General features: G+C 64.5%; 11 protein-coding genes. 1 reads left to right on the top strand and 10 read right to left on the bottom strand.

The window, feature by feature from the left end:
* From DM807_RS20200 to DM807_RS20175, 6 genes are all read right to left on the bottom strand, one after another.
* The gene (locus DM807_RS20200) at nucleotides 1-10527 is read right to left on the bottom strand and encodes a VCBS domain-containing protein (RefSeq protein WP_179027804.1); all 10527 of its coding nucleotides are present in this window, start codon (nucleotides 10525-10527) and stop codon (nucleotides 1-3) included.
* Nucleotides 10528-10621: 94 nt separating this feature from the next.
* Nucleotides 10622-12712 carry a site-2 protease family protein gene (locus DM807_RS20195; RefSeq protein ID WP_179027803.1) on the bottom strand — a complete coding sequence of 697 codons (2091 nt, stop codon included), beginning with the start codon at nucleotides 12710-12712 and terminating at the stop codon, nucleotides 10622-10624.
* On the bottom strand, nucleotides 12712-14058 hold the full coding sequence (locus tag DM807_RS20190) for an efflux RND transporter periplasmic adaptor subunit (RefSeq protein ID WP_012272695.1): 1347 nt from the start codon (nucleotides 14056-14058) through the stop codon (nucleotides 12712-12714). Before DM807_RS20190 ends, DM807_RS20195 begins: the two co-directional genes overlap by 1 nt.
* Nucleotides 14055-14807: an efflux RND transporter periplasmic adaptor subunit gene (locus DM807_RS20185; RefSeq protein ID WP_012272694.1), complete on the bottom strand. Its 753-nt coding sequence runs from the start codon at nucleotides 14805-14807 to the stop codon at nucleotides 14055-14057. The genes DM807_RS20190 and DM807_RS20185 overlap by 4 nt, the downstream gene beginning before the upstream one ends.
* Nucleotides 14808-14989: 182 nt before the next feature.
* A complete protein-coding gene (locus DM807_RS20180) occupies nucleotides 14990-15997 on the bottom strand; it encodes a zinc-binding alcohol dehydrogenase family protein (protein WP_012272693.1) in 1008 nt (335 codons plus the stop codon).
* A gap of 150 nt (nucleotides 15998-16147) precedes the next feature.
* Nucleotides 16148-16945 carry an SDR family NAD(P)-dependent oxidoreductase gene (locus DM807_RS20175; RefSeq protein WP_060514071.1) on the bottom strand — a complete coding sequence of 266 codons (798 nt, stop codon included), beginning with the start codon at nucleotides 16943-16945 and terminating at the stop codon, nucleotides 16148-16150.
* A 108-nt stretch (nucleotides 16946-17053) separates the two neighbouring features.
* Here DM807_RS20175 and DM807_RS20170 point away from each other — a divergent pair, with 108 nt between their 5' ends.
* The gene (locus DM807_RS20170; RefSeq protein WP_060514124.1) at nucleotides 17054-18004 is read left to right on the top strand and encodes a GlxA family transcriptional regulator; all 951 of its coding nucleotides are present in this window, start codon (nucleotides 17054-17056) and stop codon (nucleotides 18002-18004) included.
* 14 nt (nucleotides 18005-18018) lie between these two features.
* Here DM807_RS20170 and DM807_RS20165 read toward each other — a convergent pair whose 3' ends face one another.
* From DM807_RS20165 to DM807_RS20150, 4 genes are read right to left on the bottom strand one after another with little or no spacing between them, the layout of a single operon-like run.
* Complete coding sequence (locus tag DM807_RS20165) at nucleotides 18019-18486, bottom strand: DoxX family protein (protein WP_179027802.1); 468 nt, start codon at nucleotides 18484-18486, stop codon at nucleotides 18019-18021.
* A gap of 10 nt (nucleotides 18487-18496) precedes the next feature.
* Nucleotides 18497-19252, bottom strand: coding sequence for an HvfC/BufC N-terminal domain-containing protein (locus DM807_RS20160; protein ID WP_012272689.1), 756 nt, complete (start codon nucleotides 19250-19252; stop codon nucleotides 18497-18499).
* Nucleotides 19249-20082, bottom strand: coding sequence for an MNIO family bufferin maturase (bufB, locus tag DM807_RS20155; RefSeq protein ID WP_179027801.1), 834 nt, complete (start codon nucleotides 20080-20082; stop codon nucleotides 19249-19251). The genes DM807_RS20160 and bufB overlap by 4 nt, the downstream gene beginning before the upstream one ends.
* Before the next feature lie 16 nt (nucleotides 20083-20098).
* Nucleotides 20099-20386: a BufA1 family periplasmic bufferin-type metallophore gene (locus DM807_RS20150; RefSeq protein WP_012272687.1), complete on the bottom strand. Its 288-nt coding sequence runs from the start codon at nucleotides 20384-20386 to the stop codon at nucleotides 20099-20101.
* Nucleotides 20387-20497 lie beyond the last annotated feature (111 nt).

Here is a 20497-nt window from a genome sequence, read left to right as displayed (position 1 = left end):
TTATGGTGCGTTGCTACCGCGACGCTGCGCGGCTTCGCGCAATTGTGCGCGGAAGCCGTTCGCCGGCTGCGCGCGTTGTTCAGGCGCCATGTCACGAGGCAGAGGTGCCCACAGTGACGGGTCTGGCAACAGGCCATCGGCACTCAGGCTGATGACGCCCTGGCGGCCGTCGACCCAGTCCTTGTCCTCCTCGCTGGCCAACCGGCTGGCGGCCACTGCCTTGGCGACGAACTGGCCGTTGACCAGGCCAAGCTGGGCGCCGAGGGACTGGCTTTCGATTTCGGGTGTGGCGAACAATTGAACGTTGCTGCCATCGGCTCCCCAGGCCGACAGGGTCAGGGACTGGTTGATCTGTTCCACCACCGGCGTGACGTAGATCGCTGGCGTAACCTCCGGCAGCGGCAAGCCGCCCAACCTTTCCTGGCTGTCGCGGTCCAGGTACGGCCCCGGTGGAATGTAAGGCGTGGAAATATCCAGGGTGATGGTCAGCTGGGCCTGGTCGGTTGCACCGGCCAGGTCGCTGACGGTGTAGGTGAAATAGTCCTGGAGCACTTGCCCCAGGCCCGCCGCCGCCAGCACCTCGCGGTTGCTCAGGTCGATGGTGTAGGTGTAGCTGCCGTCGGCATTGAGCACCAGGGTGCCGTAGCGGCCGGCGATGGGCTGGCCAATGACACCGGCAGTGCCACTGGCGCCTTCCTGGCCGCTGCGGATACCCGTGACGGTCAGGCTATCGCCGCCGTCCACGTCGCTGTCGTTGGGCAGCACATTACCGCTGGTGTGCGGCGCTGGTACCTGGTCACTGGCAGTGTTGCTGTCATCGCGGGCCACCGGGTTGTCGTTGGCCCCCTGGACGGTCACGCTCAGACGTGCCTCGGAGGTGGCGCCAGCGGTATCGCGCATGCGGTAGGTGAACACTTCGCGTAATGTTTCGTTCGCACTGCGCATGGCCTGCACGATGGGGTTGGTGTTGTCGACCAGGTATTGGTAACTGCCGTCAGCACTGATCAGCAGGGTGCCATACAGGCCTTGCAGCAGTTGGCCGGCGCTGGCGGTCTGGCCGTTTTCGGCGCTGTACTGCAGCACGGTCTTGCTCTCACCGTACTGCACGCCGTCCACGTCGGTGTCGTTGTCCAGCACGTTGCCGCGCGGGTCTACCCCCGCGCCGGTATTGTTCACACCGCCGGCTTCCACGGCGATGGCGGTGTCATCGTGGGCTACCGGGACGTCGTTGCGGCCGTCGATGGTAATGCTCAGCAGGCCGTTGGCGGTGCCGCCCCAGAGGTCGGTGAGCAGGTAGGTGAAGTTGTCCACCAGGGTTTGGCCGCTGACACGCAGTGCCTGCACCGTTGCCAGGCTGTTGTCGAGCACGTAGCTCCAGCTGCCGTCGGCGTTCAGGGTCAGGTCGCCGTACTGGCCGCGCAACGTTTGCCCGACTGCGGTGGGGCTGCCTGGCAATGGCCCGTCGCCGCTCCAGAACGCCAGCACTTCGAGGGTTTCCGGCACGATGATGTTGATGGTGTCGGGGTCGCTGTCGTTGTCCATCACGTTGCCGGACGGGTTGCTGCCGGGGATGGCGTTGTCCAGGCCGCCGGCTTCGATGGCCAGGCCCTGGTCAGGGTTGGCCACCGGTGGCTGGTTTTCACCGCGGATGAGCACGAAGAGGGTCGCGGTGTCGCTCAGGCCGCCGCCGTCGGTGACCTGGTAGGTGTAGCGCTGGATGAGGAAGCCCAACGGGCCGAGTGCGATGATGTCCGGGTCGCTGGAGTTGACCACGAAGCGGTAACTGCCGTCGGCATTGAGGGTCAGGGTGCCATAGTTGGTGGTGACGGTGGCGCTGCCGGTCAGCGGGTCGAGCGTCGGGTTGCTGCTTTCCTCGCCCACACCCACGGCGGTGACGGTCTTGCTGTCATTGGCATCCACGTCAGTGTCGTTGTTCAGCACATTGCCGGTGGGGTTGCGCCCGCCATTGCCATCGTCATCGGTGGCCACCGCGTACGCCAGGTCATCATGGGCCACGGGGGTGTCGTAGCGCCCTTCGATGGTGATGGTGATTTGTGCCTGGGAGCTGGCACCTTCGGTGTCGTGCATGCGGTAGCTGAAGGTTTCGACCAGGCTTTCGCCGGCCTTGAGAGCCTGTACGGCCGCCAGGCTGTCGTTGACGGTGTAGACGTAATTGCCGTTGGCATCGATGCTCAAAGTGCCGTAGCTACCGGCTACCTGCGTGGCGCCCGCGCCAACCTGGACGAACGTACCGCCGGCGGCGAGGGTGCCCAGGTAAACACCATCCAGCGTCTTGCTGTCACCGGCGTCCACATCAAGGTCATTGCCCAGGGCATTGCCGCTGCCGGCCTGGCCTGGCGTGCCGTTGTTCACGCCACCGGCTTCGACGGCGATGGCGCTGTCATTGGCGGCGATCGGCGTGTCATTGCGACCGTGAATGACCACGGTAAAGGTGGCGGTGACGGTCTTGCCGTTACCATCGCTGACGCTGTACTGGAATACCTCGGTGAGCCGGTCGGCATCGGTACGCAGGGCCTGCACGGCGCTGTTGGCGTTGTCTACCACGTAGCGGTAGTTGCCCTGGCTATCCAGGACCAGGCTGCCGTAGTTGCCCGCCAGTGGTTGCCCGAGAATGCCTGTCACCCCCGTTGGGCTGAGCACGCCGCTGATGCTCAGGGTATCGCCGTCGGGGTCGCTGTAGGCAGCACTGATGTTGCCGCTGGGATCGACGCCGGCGATGGCGTTGTTCAGGCCGCCGGCTTCGATGGCGTCGATGCTGACGGCGTTGACCACGGGTGGGTCGTTGACCCCGGTGACGGTGATCACCAGCTGCGCCTGGTCCGTCAGCCCGCCGCTGTCGTGGATCTGGTAGGTAAAGATCACGTCGAGGCTTTGCCCGGCCGCCAAGGCACGTATGGCAGGGTCGGCACTGTTGACGATGAAGGTGTAGGTGCCGTCCTGGTTGAGGATGAGCTGACCGAAGTTGCCGCTGATCAGGCTGTTGTCGGCCAGCCGGGCCACGCTGCCGTCTATGGCTGCGGGGCTGCCGGCGCCGACCGGGGTGAGTGCACCCCCGGTGCTTTCCAGGCCACTGCGCACACCGTCGACCTTGAGCTGGGTGGCGGTTGGCTGGTCAAGGTTGTCGACGTCGGTGTCTGCGCCCACGCCACCGTTGCCGGTGATCACGTTGCCACTGGCATTGACCGGTGCTGGGCTGCCATCGCTGGCACCGGCAGTGGCGGTGCCATGGTCGTCCACGGCCACCGGCGCATCATTGGCACCCTGGATGGTGATAACCAGCACGCTGATGGAACTGAGGCCATCAGTATCGGCCATCTGGTAGCTGAACTGTTCGACCAAGGTCTGGCCGGGGGACAGCGCCTGGACGGCAGCGTTGTTGTTGTCGACCACGTAGCGGTAACTGCCGTCGGTGTTGAGGGTCAGGGTGCCAAAATTGGCCACCATGGTGGTCGACCCACCGCTGGGCAGGGGGATGATGCGCCCGCCGCCCGGGCCGTCGAAACGTAGGGTGGTGACATGCTTGGTTTCGCCCAGCGCTGGGGAGTCCACGTCAGTGTCGTTGTCCAGCACGTTGCCGACTGCGTCCTGGCCCGGTGTGCTGTTGTTGGTGCCCCCGGCTTCGATGGCAGTGGCGACGTCGCCGTGGGCGATCGGCGTGTCGTTGGCACCGTGGATGTTGATCTGCAGCACCGCGCTGCTGCCCAGGCCGCCGGTGTCGACGATGTCGTAGCTGAAGAACTCGCTGATGAACTGGCCAGCGGTGCGCAGCGCCTGCACAGCGGGGTTGTCGTTGTCGACGATGTACTGGAAGCCCCCATTGGGCCGCATGACCAAGGTGCCGTAGAGGCCCTGCAAGACTGTGACGAGATTGTCGCCCACCGCCACACCCCCTGGCGTGAGGTTGTTGGCAATGCGGGTGACGGTAAGCACGTCGCCGTTGGTCTGGATATCGACGTCGGTGTCATTGAGCAGCACGTTGCCGGTCGGGTTCACGCCCGGGTCGCCGTTGTTGAAACCGCCGGCCTCCACCGCGATCGCCAGGTCGGCGTTGGCGATGGGCGCGTCGTTGACCGGGGTGATGATGATGTTCATCACGTCGGTGTCGGTCAGGGCATCGACCGGGTTTTGCCCAGGAATACCGTCGCCGTTGAGCGGGTGGTCGCCGTAGTTGCCCTGGTCGTTGGTGACCATGGTCAGGGTTTCGGCGGTGCGTGCCGTGTTGAAGTCCTGGTCGCCTTTGTAATAAAGCTGCGCGAGCAGTGCGTTCAACTCGGCCAGGGTGCCAGTCAGTACCAGGCTGCGTCCGGCACCGGCCGGTGGTGTGGCATTGGCTGCCGGAGGGGTGGCGCTTTGCCAGAGCACCCCGTGGAGTACCGACAGGGTAATGGTCATGACTCCGTCGGCATTGCCAGCATTCACGTCCACGTCGCTGATGGCCAGCCCCGTGAGGTGCAGCACCGTGTCTTCCAGCCCCTGTTGGTCGGCCACGGTGTTGACCGGGGCTTCGTTCAGGTGCACGTAGCCGGCATCGGCGGTGCCAGTCGAGCCTTCGCCCAAGGCCAGGTTGATGCCGCCAAGCCCGTTCGCCGCAGTGCCGGTATCGCTGTCGATGCGTAACCGGAAGTTGTTGTTCGCCGCTGCTTGATGGTCTTGCGCCACGGCCACCAGGTAGCTGCCCGAGGGCAACAGGGCGAACTGGTACAAACCGCCATTGGCGGTAACGGTGGTGAAGGTGCGATCGTCAGCGGTGCCGAACTGGCCGTCGTCTCCGGCCCAGGTCAGGGTCACGTCGATGCCGTCCAGGCCTGGGCCATCGGGGGTGACGCTGTCGGTGGCGCTGCGGGTGTCGTCCCATAGCGTGCCTTGGATCACGCCCATGCCAGCCCCTTCGCTGAGCACGTAGTTGTTCAGGCCGTTGGCGCCGTCCTGGCCGTTGCGCTCACCGGTGGCGCCACCGGCGATGGCGGGCAGCGAGCCGCCCCAGCCGTTGTTCTCGAAGTCGGTGGGCAGGCTGGTCCAGGTCAGTACCGCAGAACTGGCAGCATTGTCGGCGATGGTGACGTTGGGCAGGGTGACCGTGTAGATCACCTGCACGGTGTCGCCTGGTGCCAGGCGATCGAAGCCCAGTGAAATTCCCGTACCGTCGCTGAAGCTGACGCCTGCCGGCAGGTTGGCCAGGTCCAGCGCCGCGCCGTTGAGCAGAATGCTTTGTACCAGGTAGTTGCTGCCGTTGGGGAACTGGTCGGCCAGGTGAGTGTTGTAGGCGGGCACGTCACCGTTCTGGGTGAAGCTTACCGAAACCGTGGCGTTGGTGGTGCCGTTGCCTGGGCTGACGTCGATGACCGATTTGTCCAGGTTGACGAAGCTGGGCTCGACCACCCGCTCGAACAGGGTGTCGCTCTTGCCCCTGTCCACGCCGCCGTTGAGGCCGACGTGTTCGTGGGCCGACACGCCCAGGTTGGCACCGGCCTGGTTGCTGGCCACGTTGCTGACGCGCACGTTGAATTCCAGCACCACGCCTTCGACATCGGGGTCGTTGATTTCGTTGTTGATCAGGTTGCCCAGGCTGAACGTGACGGTCTGGCTGCCATCTGCATGGGTGGTAATGACCAGCCGCCCATTGTTGATGTCGAACACCCCGGTCGGTACGGCGCCGGACAGATCTGGGTTGATGCCTTGCGCCACATCGCTGAGCTCGTTGCCCGGCATGCTCAAGGTGCCGCTGCTGATCAGGTTGGTGGCATCGGTGGTCAGCCCGGTAGGGGTGTTGGACAGGAAGGCGATGAGGATGTTGTTGAGGCTGGCGGGAATGAACTCCAGGCCTGCGGCGAGTTCGATGCGGATCTGGTAGTCAGGGTTGTCGCCGGTGGGCACCAGCACAGCCACGCGATAGCGCACGATTTCACCGACCACCACAGTCTCGGAAACACCGCTGGTGTCGGTCACGCCGCTGCTGTTGGTGGCGGGGGGCGTGTCGGTGACGCCGCCTACCCGAGAGATGCGCACGCCGTTGCTGACCTGGAAGGTGAGCAACGATGCCAGTCGGTAATCGTTCAGGCTGCCGCCATTGAGCAGGCCATCTTCGCCACTGCGTTCGCCATTGACGGTGTCGATCGCATTGCTGCTGCCGTCAAGGCTGGTCCAGCGCACCTCCACGGCGTTGGCAAAGGCCGCTTCACCGGCTGCCGTGGCGTTCACGGTGCCGGTCAGTTGCAGCACGATGCGACCGCCGTTGGCGATGTCGATATTGGCCCCGCTGACGCTGATCAGTTGGCCACCCTGGATGATGAAGTCCGCGCCGCCATTGTTGGTCGCACCACCGCTGTAGGTAATGCCGGTAATGCTGACGCCAGAGAGTTCGGTGGGCAGGCCGTCGAGCAGGCTGATATCGAAGGCGTTGGTACCCGAAGTGTTGGTGATGACGATCTCGAAGGTGACCACGTCGCCGTCTTCGTAACCTCCGAACACCGGCGTAGAGGTGATCTGTTGCGTCACCGTCAGCGTCGGCTCGACGATGGAGACGCTCGGTTGCTGTGCGCTGACCACGTTGCGCTCTACCGGCGTGGCGCCATTGGGGGTATCGCCGTCGGGGTCGCTGTATACCAGTTGCGCCCCGTTGTTCAGCGTGGTGCCTTGCTGGTTGCCAGTCACGTTGCTGGCCACCAGTACCAGGCGGATGACGAAGCTGTTGTTGCCGGTTACGTTGTCGGCGTTGGCACCGGCACTGCTGAACACCAGTTGCAGGTCGGCACCGTCACTGCCGTCCGGCGTGAGCGGGTTGATACTGACGCTGCCATTGAAGTCTGCGGTCAGCGCCGCGCTGCCGGCCACCGTGGTAATCAGCTGGTAGCCGAGGTTGCCATTGAAGCGTGGGTCCAGGCGCAGGCCGGGCGGGATCAGGTCGTTGAGGCGCAGGTTGCTGGTCACGCCTTCGGGCAAGGTGATGACGATGTCGTAGGTCATGCTTTCGCCGACCACCAGGTTGCTGCCGGTGGTGTGCGCGGCACTGGAATCATCGTCGCTGAGGCTGCCGTTCTGGTAGGTCTTGCTGATGCCAGGGGCGGCGACCTGCTGGTTGGCGACTTCCACCAGGTCGGTTGGGGTGAAGTCCTGGCCGCCATTGACGCTGGCGTAGTTGGTCAGCGCTGCGCTGCTTTGCAGGGTGCTGGAGGCGAGGATCGCGTCGTTGACAGTGACGTCGTAGGTGATGACCACCACGTTGGCACCGGACAAGTCGCTGGCGGTGCCTGCACGGCCAGCCAGGAGGGTGGCCTGGCCATTGGCGTCGAGGAACGTGATGGTGCTGCCGTTGACGCTGTAGTCGGTGCCGGCCACCAGCAAGATGCCGTCGCCACGGTAGATTTGCAGGTTGGCCGCCGCCAGGCTGCCACCGACAAAGGCAAGCCCGGTGGGCAGGGTGATGCTGGTGCTGACATCGTAGGCACCGCCGCCACCGGTGTTCTTGAGGGCGGTGGCCAGGCGCAGGGTGTCGGCGCCGTCGATGCCACTGACGTTGCCGTCCACCGCCGCCAGGCTGGTGACGCTGCCGCCGAACGGCACGCCGCTGGTGCCGGGTGCGTTCCAGCTGCCCGTGGTGCCGGTGACCGTGCCGTTGCTGCTGGAGACAACCCCGTGCTTGATGTCCAGCACCGGTTCGGCCACCGACTCGATCACCGCCACGTCCGAGGAGACGAGCACGGTTTTGTCCACCGTGGTGGTCTGGCTCGATTGCGCCAGCACGTCGAGTTCACGCTGGTCGGCGAACGGCTGGTCGCCGACCACCATGGTGAAGCGCACTTGCACCGTGCCGCCATTGAGGCCGCCGGAGGCGTAGTTGCCGAAGTCGAAGACGATGGAGTTGCCGGGGCCGGTGGTGACGCTGTCCGGCACGTCCAGAATGGTGTTGCCGCTGCCGATGCTCCATTGCCCGACACCGGTGCCGAAGCTCCAGCTGATGCCGCTGGCATCCAGCAATGGCAGCGGCAGGTAGGCGGTAAGCTTGAAATTCTCGTAGTCGGCTATCAGCAAGTCGTAGCTGATGGTGAAGGTCACCACATCGCCTGGGCGCAGCTCACCGTTGGCGGGCGGGTTACCGCCGTTGACCTGGGTGAGCTCGATATCGACGTTGGAGGTTTCGATGGTGCTGAGGGTGCTGGAACCATCCGTCTGGGTGCCGCCGATGTTCAACGCATCGCGCAGCACAGTAGCGGCCACGATGGCATTGTTGCCCACGCTGTCGCCTTCGTTGAGTTGGTCGTGGGGCGGGTGGTCGGTGGTGTAGGTGGTGTCGACAGTAGCGTCATAGACGATGCGCAGGCCGGTAGCGCCGTTCTGTTCGGTATCGTCGTAGAGGTCACCGAACAAGGCCGCCACGCCGGGGCCGGCGATTGCCTGGCGAATGGATTCGGCAATGTCGAACACCAAGGTGGTGCTGCCGTCGGCGTTCACCGTCTGGGTAAAGACCAGGGCGATGCTCAACGACGTGCCGTTGCCCTGCAGCAGCAGGGTGGGTGGGTTGGCTGAGCTGAACGTCAAGCCGTCGCCAAGCTGGTCGGTGACGGTGAACTGGCCTTGCTCGAGGATGTTTTCGCCGAAGGCGAAGAAGTCGGAAATGGCCACGTCCATGGTGTAGCGCAGGGTGTCGCCGGGGGTGAGGCCGACGCTGCCGACGTCGTTCTGCAGGTCGACTTGCTTGAGCAAGGTGATCGACTTGGCGACGAAGGTCACGCCCTGGCCATTGCCGGTTTCACTGAACGGGTAGCCGTCCGGGTCCAGCGGGCGGTCGCGCGGGTCGAGCGGGTTCCAGCCGCCTGTGACGCTGGCGGTCCCGAAATTGATGGTGACCGGGTTGCCGGTAGTCGGGTCGAGCACTGGGCGGCCATTGGCGTCGATTTCCGGCACATAGAAGCTGACCTGGGTTTCGCTGGCGGCGCTCAGGCTGTCGTAGTGAATGGCATAGCTGGCCACGAAGGCGTTGGGGTTGGCCAACGCTGCTGCGATCAGCGCGGGGTCGGTCAGCACCGTGCCGTCGTGCAGGGTGACCGACGTCAGTGTGCCGCCGGGGCCTGGGGTGATGGCGCTGACATGGACCTGATCGGGCACCGTCTGGGTCACGGTGACGTTGGTCAGGGTCTGGCCGGGGGCCGGGGTCACGGTGACCGTCTGGGTGCGGGTGTAGTTGGGGCCGGTGACGGTTTCGCCTTCGGGCATGTTGACCGTTTGCGTGACCTTGAGCAGGGTGGGGGTGATGATGAAGCTGTGCAGCGAGGCTTCGACCAGGCTTGGGTCCTGAACCGGGTTGTTCAGCGAGTCGTTGCCGTACTCGAAACCGGCCCTGGCATTGATGGTGAGGTTGGGCGCGCCATCGGAGTAACTGGTATCGGCCAGGTTGCTCAACAGCCCGGTGACCTGGATGTCGATGCTGGGCTGGCCATTGGTCACGCTGGCGTAAGGCAGTTGCAGCACCACCATCTGGTCACCGGGCTTCATGCCGACACTGGCGGCATTGATTACCAGTGCATTGCCACTGGCATCCTTGGCCAGCGGGTGGCTGGCATTGCCGTTGGCATCGAAGGTGATCACGAAGCTGTTCACCGCCTGTCCCAGATAGGTAGCGGACACGAATGTGGCGCCATCGTTGCCGTCACGGCCAGTGGCGGGCATGAACAGGTCGAGATAAGGGGCGTAGCCTTCCTGGGTCGAGGGGTTGGTGAAGCTGACGGTAAAGGTGAATTGTTCGCCCAACTGCACTTCGGCGCCACTGCTGCCAAGGCTTGCGGTGGGGCTGGCATCGGCCAGCAGGCCCTGGAAGCTGGTCAGCGTGGAGGCGGCCAGGGCGATGGTCTTGTCCACGTCGCCACTGCGCACTTCCAGGCGCCAGTCGCCACCGGCCAATTGGCTGCCGGTGGCATTGTTCGAGGCGCCGACATCGGCGCCGGTCCAGCGCGCCAGTTCGTCAACCAGCGCCTGGCCGCTGCTGCCGGCGCCGACGTCGCAGCCGTACAGCTGGATGTCGGCCCCGGCATTGAGTTCGCCGCGCCATGCGCTGAGGCGCTCGCCCAGTTGCTCGACGGATTGCTGGGTGAACACCTGGTTGCCCAGGGTGAACTGGCCAGCGGCGCCGTGGGAGAACACCTGAATGGAATCGACCTTGCCCAGTTGCGCCAGGGTATTGCTGATGGCCGCGATGGCGTCCTGGCCTGCGTCCACGACCAGTGCGGTGGTGCCGGCCGGCAGGTTGGCGACGAGCTGGTCGCGGTTTTCCACGCGGGCGTCGATCACCACCAGGTTGCGCGGTTGGGCGGCGGGTGCGGCGGTGGTTTGCGCTTCACTGGCGGTGGGGGCGGGGTGGCTGGTGTCCTTGGCCTCGGCGTGACCGGGGTCGCTGTGCTGCTGGTCGACAGCGGCAGCGGCTGCACCGTCGAACAGAATCCGTTGTTCGAGGGCCAGGGTTTGTGACCGGGGGCGCAAGGTAGCGCCGATACCGGCTCTGTTCTTCATGTCCATGATGAATACCTGCTCGCAGAAACGTCACCAGAATCGGGATCTCAGCAAGCGTAGTCGCTTCCCATTCTGGTGCAAGCATGGCCGGTGCGGTCGTTCAGAAGCCGCTTTCGCGCAACACTACCGACGCCAGCCAGGTGCCCAGTTCCCCTAGTACGCTGCGCCGCTGCCCTTCGATCTTCAGCCTGCCACGCATCTCGTGCAGGCTTGCAGGAGGCTCGTCCAGTGCGATCAGTACTTGGAACATGGCGTTGTTGGGCACCAGCGGTTGCGAGCCGGTTGGTACCGGCCCGCCGAAGTGCGAAGACAGCATGCGGTGGGCCAGCTGGCTGGCGCGCGTGCTGCCGATGGCCAGGACCTTGCCGCGCAAAGCGCTGGCCTGCCCCTCGGGATAGAACAGCACGGGGTTGCCGACGGCCAGGTGGTGAACCTGGTCCTGCGCCACATAGGCATCGATCTGCCAACGGCTGGGGTCGATCAGGATGCCCAGGGGCTCCTGGCGACTGACCCACTGGCCGGGGCGCAAGTCCTGGTCGTGGTCCAACCAGGTGCCTGCGAACGGCGCTTGCAGGTTAAGCCGGGCGATTTCGTTGCGTGCGGCACGCGCCTCTTCGTTTTGCACACTCAGGCGTTGCTGGGTGGCCGCGTCCACGCTCAGCCCGGCCGGGTCGGCCAGCAGGCCGGACAGGCGTGCCTGATAACTGCGGGCGGTGGCTTCGCTGCTGCGCAGGCGTGAGTCCAGGTCGGGTTCGTCGAGCACTGCCAGCACTTCGCCGGCCTTGACCGGGCCCTGTTCACGCAGGGTTTGCAGGCGCGCTGGGTAGGGCGTGTAGACCCGCAGTTGATGCTCGGCGCGGGCCACCCCTACGGCATCCACCTGGCTGTGCCAAGGGATCGCCAGCGCCAGCACGGCCAACCCCAGGCCCAGGTAGAACAGTTGCTTGCGCCGCCCCGGGATGCGTGTACGTTGCTGCCACCAATGGTTCAGCTCGCGCTTCACCGGCAAGGCAATGAACCAGGCGATTTCAACCATGAACAGAACGATCCCCAGCAATTTGAAGAAGAACAGGTACACCGCCACGGCGATACCCAGAAACAGCACCAGGCGGTACAACCAGGTGGCGAAGGCGAATGCCACCAGCAACCGACGTTGCCCGACAGGGAACGGCTCTGGCCACGCTTCCTGCAGCCCCAACAGGTTGCGCCGTAGGGCAACCCGTGCCAACGCGGAAGCGCGTTCGTGCAGGTTGGGAAAGTCGAGCAGGTCGCTGAGGATGAAATAGCCGTCGAAGCGCATGAACGGGCTGGCGTTGAGCGCCAGTGACAACACCCAGCTGGTGGTCGCCAGGTACAGCAGGGCATTGCGCAGCGGGCCGTCGTCACATAGCGCCCAGCCCAAGGTTGCAAGGCCCGCCAGGGACAGTTCGGTGGCGATGCCTGCCGAGGCGATCGCCAGTCGCTGGCGGGGACGTTTGAGCTTCCAGCTTTCGCCGGTATCGGTGTACAGCATGGGCCACAGCACGAGAAAGGCCACGCCCATGTGCCCGACCCGCAACCCCAGGCGTGTGGCCACCAATGCATGGCCCAGCTCATGCAAGGTCTTGGCGACGATCAGCGCCAGGGCGAAGCTCAACAGCCCTTCGCTGGAGAACGACTCCACCACCGCATGGGTGAAGCTGTCCCACTGTTGCATCACCAGGATGATGCCCAGCAAGCTCAGCGCGACCACCGACAGGCCGGTCAGTGGATGGAACAGCCAGCCCAGGGCTTTGGCCAAATGCTGCAGCGCCACTTGCGGGCGCAGCAGCGGGACGCGAAAGAACAGGTAGTGGTGCAGCCACCAGCGCCAGCTTGACCAGGTGCGCGCTTCGCTCTGCGCCTGCAGCCGGCCCAGTTGCTCGCTGCCGGGGCGCAGCAAGTGGTGTTGTTCGAGAAACGCACGCAGCTCCAGCACCTGTTCCACATCCGGGTTCAGTGCGCTGTCGCGTGACACTTGGGCGCTGATCTGGCGGGGCGACTGGCCCCAGCGCAGCAGGCATTCGAATTCCAGCCAACCGATGCGGTAGAAGCGGTTGATGACCGTGTCGTGGATCATCCAGGCAGGCTCGCCGTCGCGGTTGTCGGCTGCTTCGCACAGGCGCAGGTCTTCGCGCAGCGGCGGCAATGGCAGGTCGGCGGGATCGAGCATCACCAGCCGCTCCAAGCCCGCAGGCTGGCCAACGGTCGGCGCAGCAGGTAATAGCCGAGTATCACCCGGTCGCCGTAGAGCTTGGCCGTGCCATGCAGGCCAAGGCGGGCATGCGCGGCATGCTCGTCGATGCTGGCCAGCAGGCGGTAGGCCACCACGCCATCGTCGGCAGGCCTGGCCTGGTAGCTGGTTTCAAGGACTTTGCCCTTGAGCGGGCTGAGCGGGTAGGCGGTGAGGAACAGGGTGACTTCTGCACCCGGCTCCAGGGCGATGGCATCGGCCACGGCGAGTTGAATCTGCATCGCCGGTTGCGCAGGGTCGGCGACTTGCATGATCCGTTCGCCGGTCGAGACAGGTTTACCGAGCCAGTCGTTGGGGTCACTGAATACCGCCACGCCGGCCCGTGGTGCCAGCACCTGGGTACGCTTGAGCTGCGCCTGTACGGCGGCAAGCTCCGCGCGCCGCTGCTGGGCCCGGCCTTGCAGCAAGGTCAGTTCGCCCTTGCTTTGCGGGTTGTCGAAGGCGCGCTGGCTGGCGGCCACAAGCTCGGCATCGGCCACTGCAACTTCTTTGCCGAGCACATCGGCGCGGCTTCGCAGGGTGGTTTCGTCCAGGGCGAACAAGGGTGTACCGGCCTCGACCGGTTGGTTGGGGCGTACCTGTACCTGGTTGATCACCCCATCGATCGGTGAAGTGACGATCTGCGCCTGGCGCGAAACGATTTGCGCCGGCGCCAGTGCAGTCTGGCGCACGGGCACCAGCAGCAGGGCGCCGAACAGCAGCGCGACCAGCAGCACCTGGCGGCGGCTCGGGCGCCAGCGGCCGAGGCGCTGGCGGCGGGTCAGGGCGCTCCAGCAGTAAGCCCAGGTACGGGTCAGACCGTCCAGGTGCTGGTACAGCGCAGCGGGCGGGGCTTCTTCGAGCAACAGCACCAGCACGCCCAGGCGTTCACCTTCTTGCGTATGCAGCGGCACGCAGAGCAGGCCAGACGGCCACCATTCCGACCAGCCTTCGGCAATGTCTGGCGGGGGCGTGGCCGTGGTCTGGGTCAGCCACGCAGGTGTTCGATCGGTCAACTGCTCAGCCAGCCAGCGGCTGGAGCGCTTGAGCCAGACCAGGTAGGGCGAGTCTTCGCTGGGGCGCGCCAGGCCCGATACGCACAGCAGCTCGAGCGCCCCCTTGGCCTGCCTGAATACCAGCGCTTGGTGAAACGGCAGTAGCGGGTAAAGGTCGTTGGCCATACTGAAGGCAAGGGCATTCAACGACTCGGCGGTCATGGCCTTGTCGCGCAAGGCGTCCAGTTGCAGCAACAGCTGGGGGTGGGGCAATGGCTGGTTCATGGTCATGGCGCGAACCGCGCCGTGCCGCTCATGCCCGCCATCAACTCAGGGAACGGCTGGTCGAAGCGTGCTTCCAGTTCTACGGTCTGAGCCACCGCGTCGACCCTGGCGTTGATCACACTGACTTTCGCCGGGTAGGTCTTGCCGGTTTCATGCACCTGCACTTGCAGCGCTTGGCCGGGGCTGAGTGTCTTCAGTTGGCTGGAGGGCACATTCAAGCGCACTTTCAAGGCGCCATCACTGACCAGGTCGAACAGTGGCGTGCCAGCGCTGACCGTCTGGTAAGGCTTGACGTAGACCTTGGCGACATGGCCGGAGAACGGCGCTTGTACCTGGCAGTAACTCATCTGTGCCTCGCCCATGGCCCGCGCCCCGTCGGCTTTCTGCACTTCGGTGTTGGCGGCGGCCACTTCGATATCGCCCACGGCATCCAGCTTGCGCAGCTGCTTCTTGGCCTCCAGGTTCTGCCGGGCCATGGCCAGTTCGGCCACCGCCACCTTGCCCCGTGCCTGGGCTTCGCTGCAGTTGAAGCGGGCCAGGGTCGCGCCCTTGGCCACCCGTTCACCGAAGCTGGTTTTCAATTCGCCCAGCGTGCCGTTCATCTGGCTGGACAGGGTGGTTTCCAGCTCGGCGGCGAGCAGTACACGGATCGGCTGTGTGCCCTCGGCCGGTATCTCCTGTTCGGCATAGGCACAAAGGCTGGTCAGGGCCAGCAGCATGGGCAGGCAATGACGGGCAACGACGGGTATGGGCATTCTCGGTTCCTTGTCGAGAGGCGTCGGGACACGCAACAACAATGCTGCAACGCCTTCATACTAGAAAGGAAACCGATTTTTGCCCAATTGCCTCCAACGTTTTTGCAGGGCGCAGCCGATCAGCACAGGGTACGCAGCGGCAAACCGGCTGGCAGGTTCAAGCAAGGTGAGTCAACACACGATCAGAAGCCTTCCAGAACGATCTTGCCACGTGCTTTTCCACTCTCGATCATGGCGTGGGCACGTTTGAGGTGCTCGGCGCTGATCGTGCCGTAGTGCTCGCCGAGGGTCGTCTTCAGCACGCCCTCATCGACCAGCTGCGAAACGCGCTCGAGCAGTTGATGCTGCTTGATCATGTCCTCGGTCTTGTACAGCGAGCGCGTGAACATCAGCTCCCAGTGCAGGGACAGCGACTTGCGCTTGAGCGGCACCACATCCAGTTGCGCCGGGTCGTCGATCAGTGCCAGCTTGCCTTGTGGGCGAAGCACTTCGATCAGCTGGGTGAGGTAGGTGTCGGTGTGCGTCAGGCTGATCACATGGTCGACCGGGTCAAGCTTGAGCGTTTCCAGTTGCAGGGGGATCGATTCGGTGTGGTCGATGACATGATGAGCCCCCAGTGCTTTGACCCACGCTTGGGTTTCAGGCCTTGAAGCGGTGCCGATGACGGTCAGCTGGGTGAGCTTGCTGGCGAGCTGCACCAGGATCGAGCCAACCCCGCCAGCGGCACCGATCACCAGAAGGCTCTGGCCCTGGCCGCCGTTTTCTTCAACGCCCAGGCGGTCGAACAGCAGCTCCCAGGCGGTAATGGAGGTCAGGGGCAGGGCAGCGGCACTGGCGTTGTCCAGGCTGCGGGGCTTGTGCCCGACGATACGCTCGTCCACCACATGGAATTCGCTGTAGCTGCCAGGGCGGTCGATGGCGCCGGCATAGAAAACTTCGTCGCCGGGCCGGAACAACGTTACTTCTGGGCCGACTTCGCGGACAACGCCGACCGCATCCCAGCCGAGGACCTGTGGTTGCTCTCCACCACGGCTTGCACGGATCTTGGTATCGACCGGGTTGACGGCGATGGCCCTGACTTCAACCAGAAGGTCTCGGGCGCCAGGTTTCGGTGTGGGCAGTTGTGTGTCGTACAGCGACTGTGGGTCCTGGATCGGCAACCCAGGCTGGGTGTAAACGACGGCCTTCATTGGCGCTACCTCATTGGGGATTGGAAAGTGGGTTCAGGCTATGCGTTTTGATTGAGTCGATAAACAGCTTGAATAGCGCAAGACTTTCTCTCTTGAAATGAAAGTTGCATGAAGCGCTGGCGGCAAGGTCCCAGCGCTCCACGCCAGCCCTTACTCAACGCTGTAACGCGGCGCCAACTGGTTGCTGGACAGCAAGCCGAACAGGGCCTGTCGGCCAGCTTCGTACTGGTCGAAGGCTTGCAGGTCGTGCAGTGATGGAAGGGAGATCAGCACGCCGTTGTCGAAGTCCTGCAGCGCGCCGTCCACCAGGTCCTGGGCCGACATCACGATGGCGGGGTCGAGGTTTTCGACCGGCAAGCCGCCGATTTGCCAGAAATCAGTGGCGGTGGCCCCAGGCAGTACCGCCTGTACCTTCACACCCTTGCCCGCCAGTTCCTTGTTCAACGCTTGGGTAAAGGCGGTGACATAGGCCTTGCTGCCGCCGTAGACGCCGTTGAGCAGCTCTGGCGCCAGGCTGACGACGGACGAGATGTTGATGACCGCACCTTGCCCGCGAGCGACAAAACCAGGTACAGCCGCATAGGTCAGGCGGGTGAGGGCGGTAACGTTGAGGGTGATCATTTCGGCCATGCGCTCGACATCGCTGTCCAGCAGGCTGGTATGGGTGCCGATGCCGGCATTGTTTATCAGCACGCTGATGCTGGCGTCTTCGCGCAACTTGCGTTCGACCTTGGCCAGGTCATCGGCATTGGCCAGGTCTGCCGGGAGCACTTCCACGTTCTGTCGGGTTTCGCTGGTGAGCCGGCCGGCCAATGCGTTCAGGCGCTCCCGGTTGCGTGCCACCAGCACCAGGTCATAGCCGCGGCGTGCCAGCCGCTCTGCGTAAATCGAACCGATGCCGGTGGAGGCGCCTGTGATGAGCGCGGTGCCTTTGAATACCTGTGTCATGGTGATACTCCGTTGTTTGGGTATGTGTGGCCATGATGCAGAAGGCGCTGCTTGTCTTAAACGACGTATATGGTAGTGTTTCAGGACATTGCGCAGAGGGCTTCCACCATGCACCGGGTCGGCTATTTGATCACCGAAGGCTTCCAGATCATGTCACTGGCCACGCAAACCGTGTTCGAGCTCGCCAACATCGTCGTGGGCAGCGCGGTTTACCGGATCGAGAATTTTTCCATCGAAGGCGGCATGGTGCGCTCCTCGCTGGGGATGCATATCGACACGCTACCCATGGCCGCCCCGGGCCTGGCGGACACCTGGATGGTCACTGGCACGTTGACGCCCTGGACGCCGCCCGGTGCAGAGGTACTGGCCTGCGTGCGGGGCTTCGTCGATGCTGCGCGGCGCACAGCAGGGCTTTGCACCGGCTGTTTCGTGCTGGCGCAGGCAGGCGTGCTGGATGGGCGACGCGCAACGACCCACTGGGCCTATGCGCCCAAGCTGCGTGAATTGCACCCCAAGATCGATGTCGAGGAAGACCGGATTTTCATCGTCGATGGAAACATATGGACGTCTGCCGGCATGACCGCCGCCCTGGACATGGCGTTGGGCATGGTGGAAAAGGACCTGGGCGCCGAGATGGCCAGGTCGGTTGCGCACAAGATGGTCATGCACCAACGCCGTTCCGGCGGGCAGTCCCAGCACTCCGAACTGTTGTCGCTTGCGCCCAAGTCGGACCGTATCCAGAGCGCGCTGGACTACGCACGCAAACACCTAAGCCGCCCATTGAGCGTGGAGGAGCTTGCCGAAGTGGTGCACCTGAGCCCGCGCCAATTCACCCGTGTGTTCACCGCCGAGACCGGGCAGTCACCGGCCAAGGCCATCGAGAGCCTGCGCCTGGAGGCTGCCCGGCTGATGATCGAGCAGAGTCGGCACAGCCTGGATGTGGTGGCCAAGGAGGCTGGCTTCAGGGACCGTCGCCATATGCGCGAGGTGTTCATCCGTGGGTTTGGTGTACCCCCTCAAGCCGTGCGAAGAGATGCTCGGCAGGTGCCGGCCCTCTGACAGGGAGGGCCACCTCAACGCAGCCCCAGTCGGCGATCGAGCGACAGGGCACCCGCTCCCCGCCCGATCAGCAGCAGCAACAGGCCGGCCCAGGACAAATGGGTCGGCCAGGCATCGGGGTAGACGAACACCTCGATCACTGTGGTCATACCCAGCAGCGCGAACGCCGAAAGCCGTGTGAACAGGCCAAGCACCAGCAGCAGCGGGAACAGGTGTTCAGCGTAGGTGGCCAGGTGGGCTGCCAGCCAGGGCGATACCAGCGGCAGGGCGAACTCGCCTTGGAACAAGTCGTATGTAGAGGGGGTGATGGTCAGCAAGCCCTCGACTTTGGTGCGGCCAGAGAGAAAGAAGATCGAGGCGATGGCAACGCGCGCCACCAGGCACAGCAGGGTGTCGCTCAACAGCGTCTGCACCCGGTCGGCAAGGTGGTTCCAGCGCTGGCGCAGGCCATTGCCGGGGTGGGAGAGGTGAGTGGTGTCCATGACGCCTCCTTCAGGCGAATGACAGGGGACGAAAGACCTGTGCCGCCAGCAAGCGGCTGAGTAGCTGTGTGAAGTCCAGGTCGGGCTGGGCCGACAGTGCGGCCTGTGAGGCTTGTTCCAGGGGCAGGCCTTGGGCGCAGGCATCCAGGAAGGCGCAGCCGCCGACTTCCAGTGTTTGTTTGGCGACACCTTCTGCCGTGCCGCTCAACAGCGCGCCCTCTGCGATCCAGGGCTGCTCTGGCGGCCAGGCCAGGCCCTCGCGGCTGTAGTGCCACAGGGTGAAAACCGGGTGCTGTGCGAACCAGCGCCAACGCACGCTGGTTCGTGGTGCCAGGCAGCTGTTTGCCAGGTCTGCGGCGGTCATCCCAGCCAGGTCGGTCAATACAAGGCAGGGCTCCAGGGGCGCTGCAAATGCTTCGCACCAGGCAAAATCCAGGCGGGCGACATCGGCCAGGTAAGGCATGTCGTAGTGGCGCTGCAGCGGTTCGAGAAAGTCGGCGAAGGCCGCGCCATAGTGGATCAGCCGTGGGTCGTCTGGCGGCATTCGTTGTGCGTAGGCCGCGGCGACCTCCTGCATCCAGGCCTGGCCGACCAGCACTTCGACGCTGGGGAAGTTGCCGCGCAGGGCTTCGACAGCACCTGCCAGCACGCTGTTGCGGTACACCGCGAATGCAGCTTGGCCCGCCAGTGCGGCCAGTTGGGGGGCAGGGCGGTGATACAGCGCGTCGATGAAAGCGTCCTGAAACTGGCCAAGGGAAAGTGTCATGGTCGTGTACCTGCCTGATCGAGCAGCGCCTGGGCGGTGTCACGCTCTGCCAGCAATTCATCGAACGCAGGCAGGTTGCCGTCGCGCTCGACCAACGTCGGGCGGGGGCCGATACGGGCGATCAACTGCTGATACAAGGCCCAGACTGGCGCGGTGATGGCGGCGTCATGGGAGTCGATCAGCAGGCTGCCCTCGGAGTCGTGGCTGTGGCCGGCCAGGTGTATTTCGCTGATGGCCGCAGCCGGAAAACGTTCAAGGTACGCTGCCGCGCTGAACCCGAGGTTGTGGGCACTGACGTATACATTGTTGACATCCAGCAACAGGCTGCAGCCAGTGCGACGCACCAGTTCGTTGAGAAAGCCGATTTCATCCCAGTCATGCCCCTCCAGTCGCAGGTAGTGGCTGGGGTTCTCCAGGGCGATGCAACGCCCCAGGGCATCCTGGGTGCGCGAGATGTTGTCGCTGATGCGGGCCAGGGCCTCGTTGCTGCGGGGGAAGGGCAGCAGGTCGGGGTGGTACAGCCCGCGCCAGGTCGACCAGGCCAGGTGCTCCGACACCAGCGTCGGCTGCACCTCATCGACCAGCGCCCGCAGGCGTTGCAGGTGTGCCGCATCCGGTGCGGCGTCCGCCGCCAGCGATAGCGCGACACCGTGCAGCGCCAGCGGGTGGCGCTCGGCGAAGCGTTGCAGCCAAGCCCTGCGCGGGCCGCCGACCATGTAGTTCTCCGGGTGCACTTCGAACCACAGCCCACTGGCCTGGCACGGCAGGGCGTCGGTGTAGTGCTCGGCCTTCAGCCCGAGCCCGGCGCCCAGAGGCGCGATGCTATTCATGGTCGACGGCCTGCGCTCAGGACTTGATCGGGGTCAGCGAGCCCATGCCGCTGGGTGTCTTGATGGACGTGCAGGTGCCTGCGGGCACGTTTTTCCAGTGCATGCCGTCGTAGTCCTTCTTGGCACTGCCCGCACAGGTGGTGCCGGCACCAGCCTTGCAGTCGTTCTTGCCGGCCATGGCGACGCCGTAGCATTTCTCCATGGCAGCGCCAGCGCTGGTGGTGTTGGCCGGGTCAGCGGCCAGCGCAGCACCGGCCAGCGAAGCCAGGGCGAGGGCGGCGGTGGCGAGGGCGAGGGTTTTCATGATGCGGTCTCCGGAAGATGGGGCCGCGGCGTTGTACCGGCGGCTCATGGAGTAGTTCGCCCGCTGGGCCGAACCGGTTACAGCACCTTGAAAAAAAAGTGCGGCCGCGTG

The sequence above is a fragment of the Pseudomonas hunanensis genome, assembly GCF_013393325.1.
GTDB lineage: Bacteria > Pseudomonadota > Gammaproteobacteria > Pseudomonadales > Pseudomonadaceae > Aquipseudomonas > Aquipseudomonas putida_P.
The sequence above is the reverse complement of the archived record's forward strand: the minus strand, read 5'-3'. Positions and strand labels throughout refer to the sequence as shown.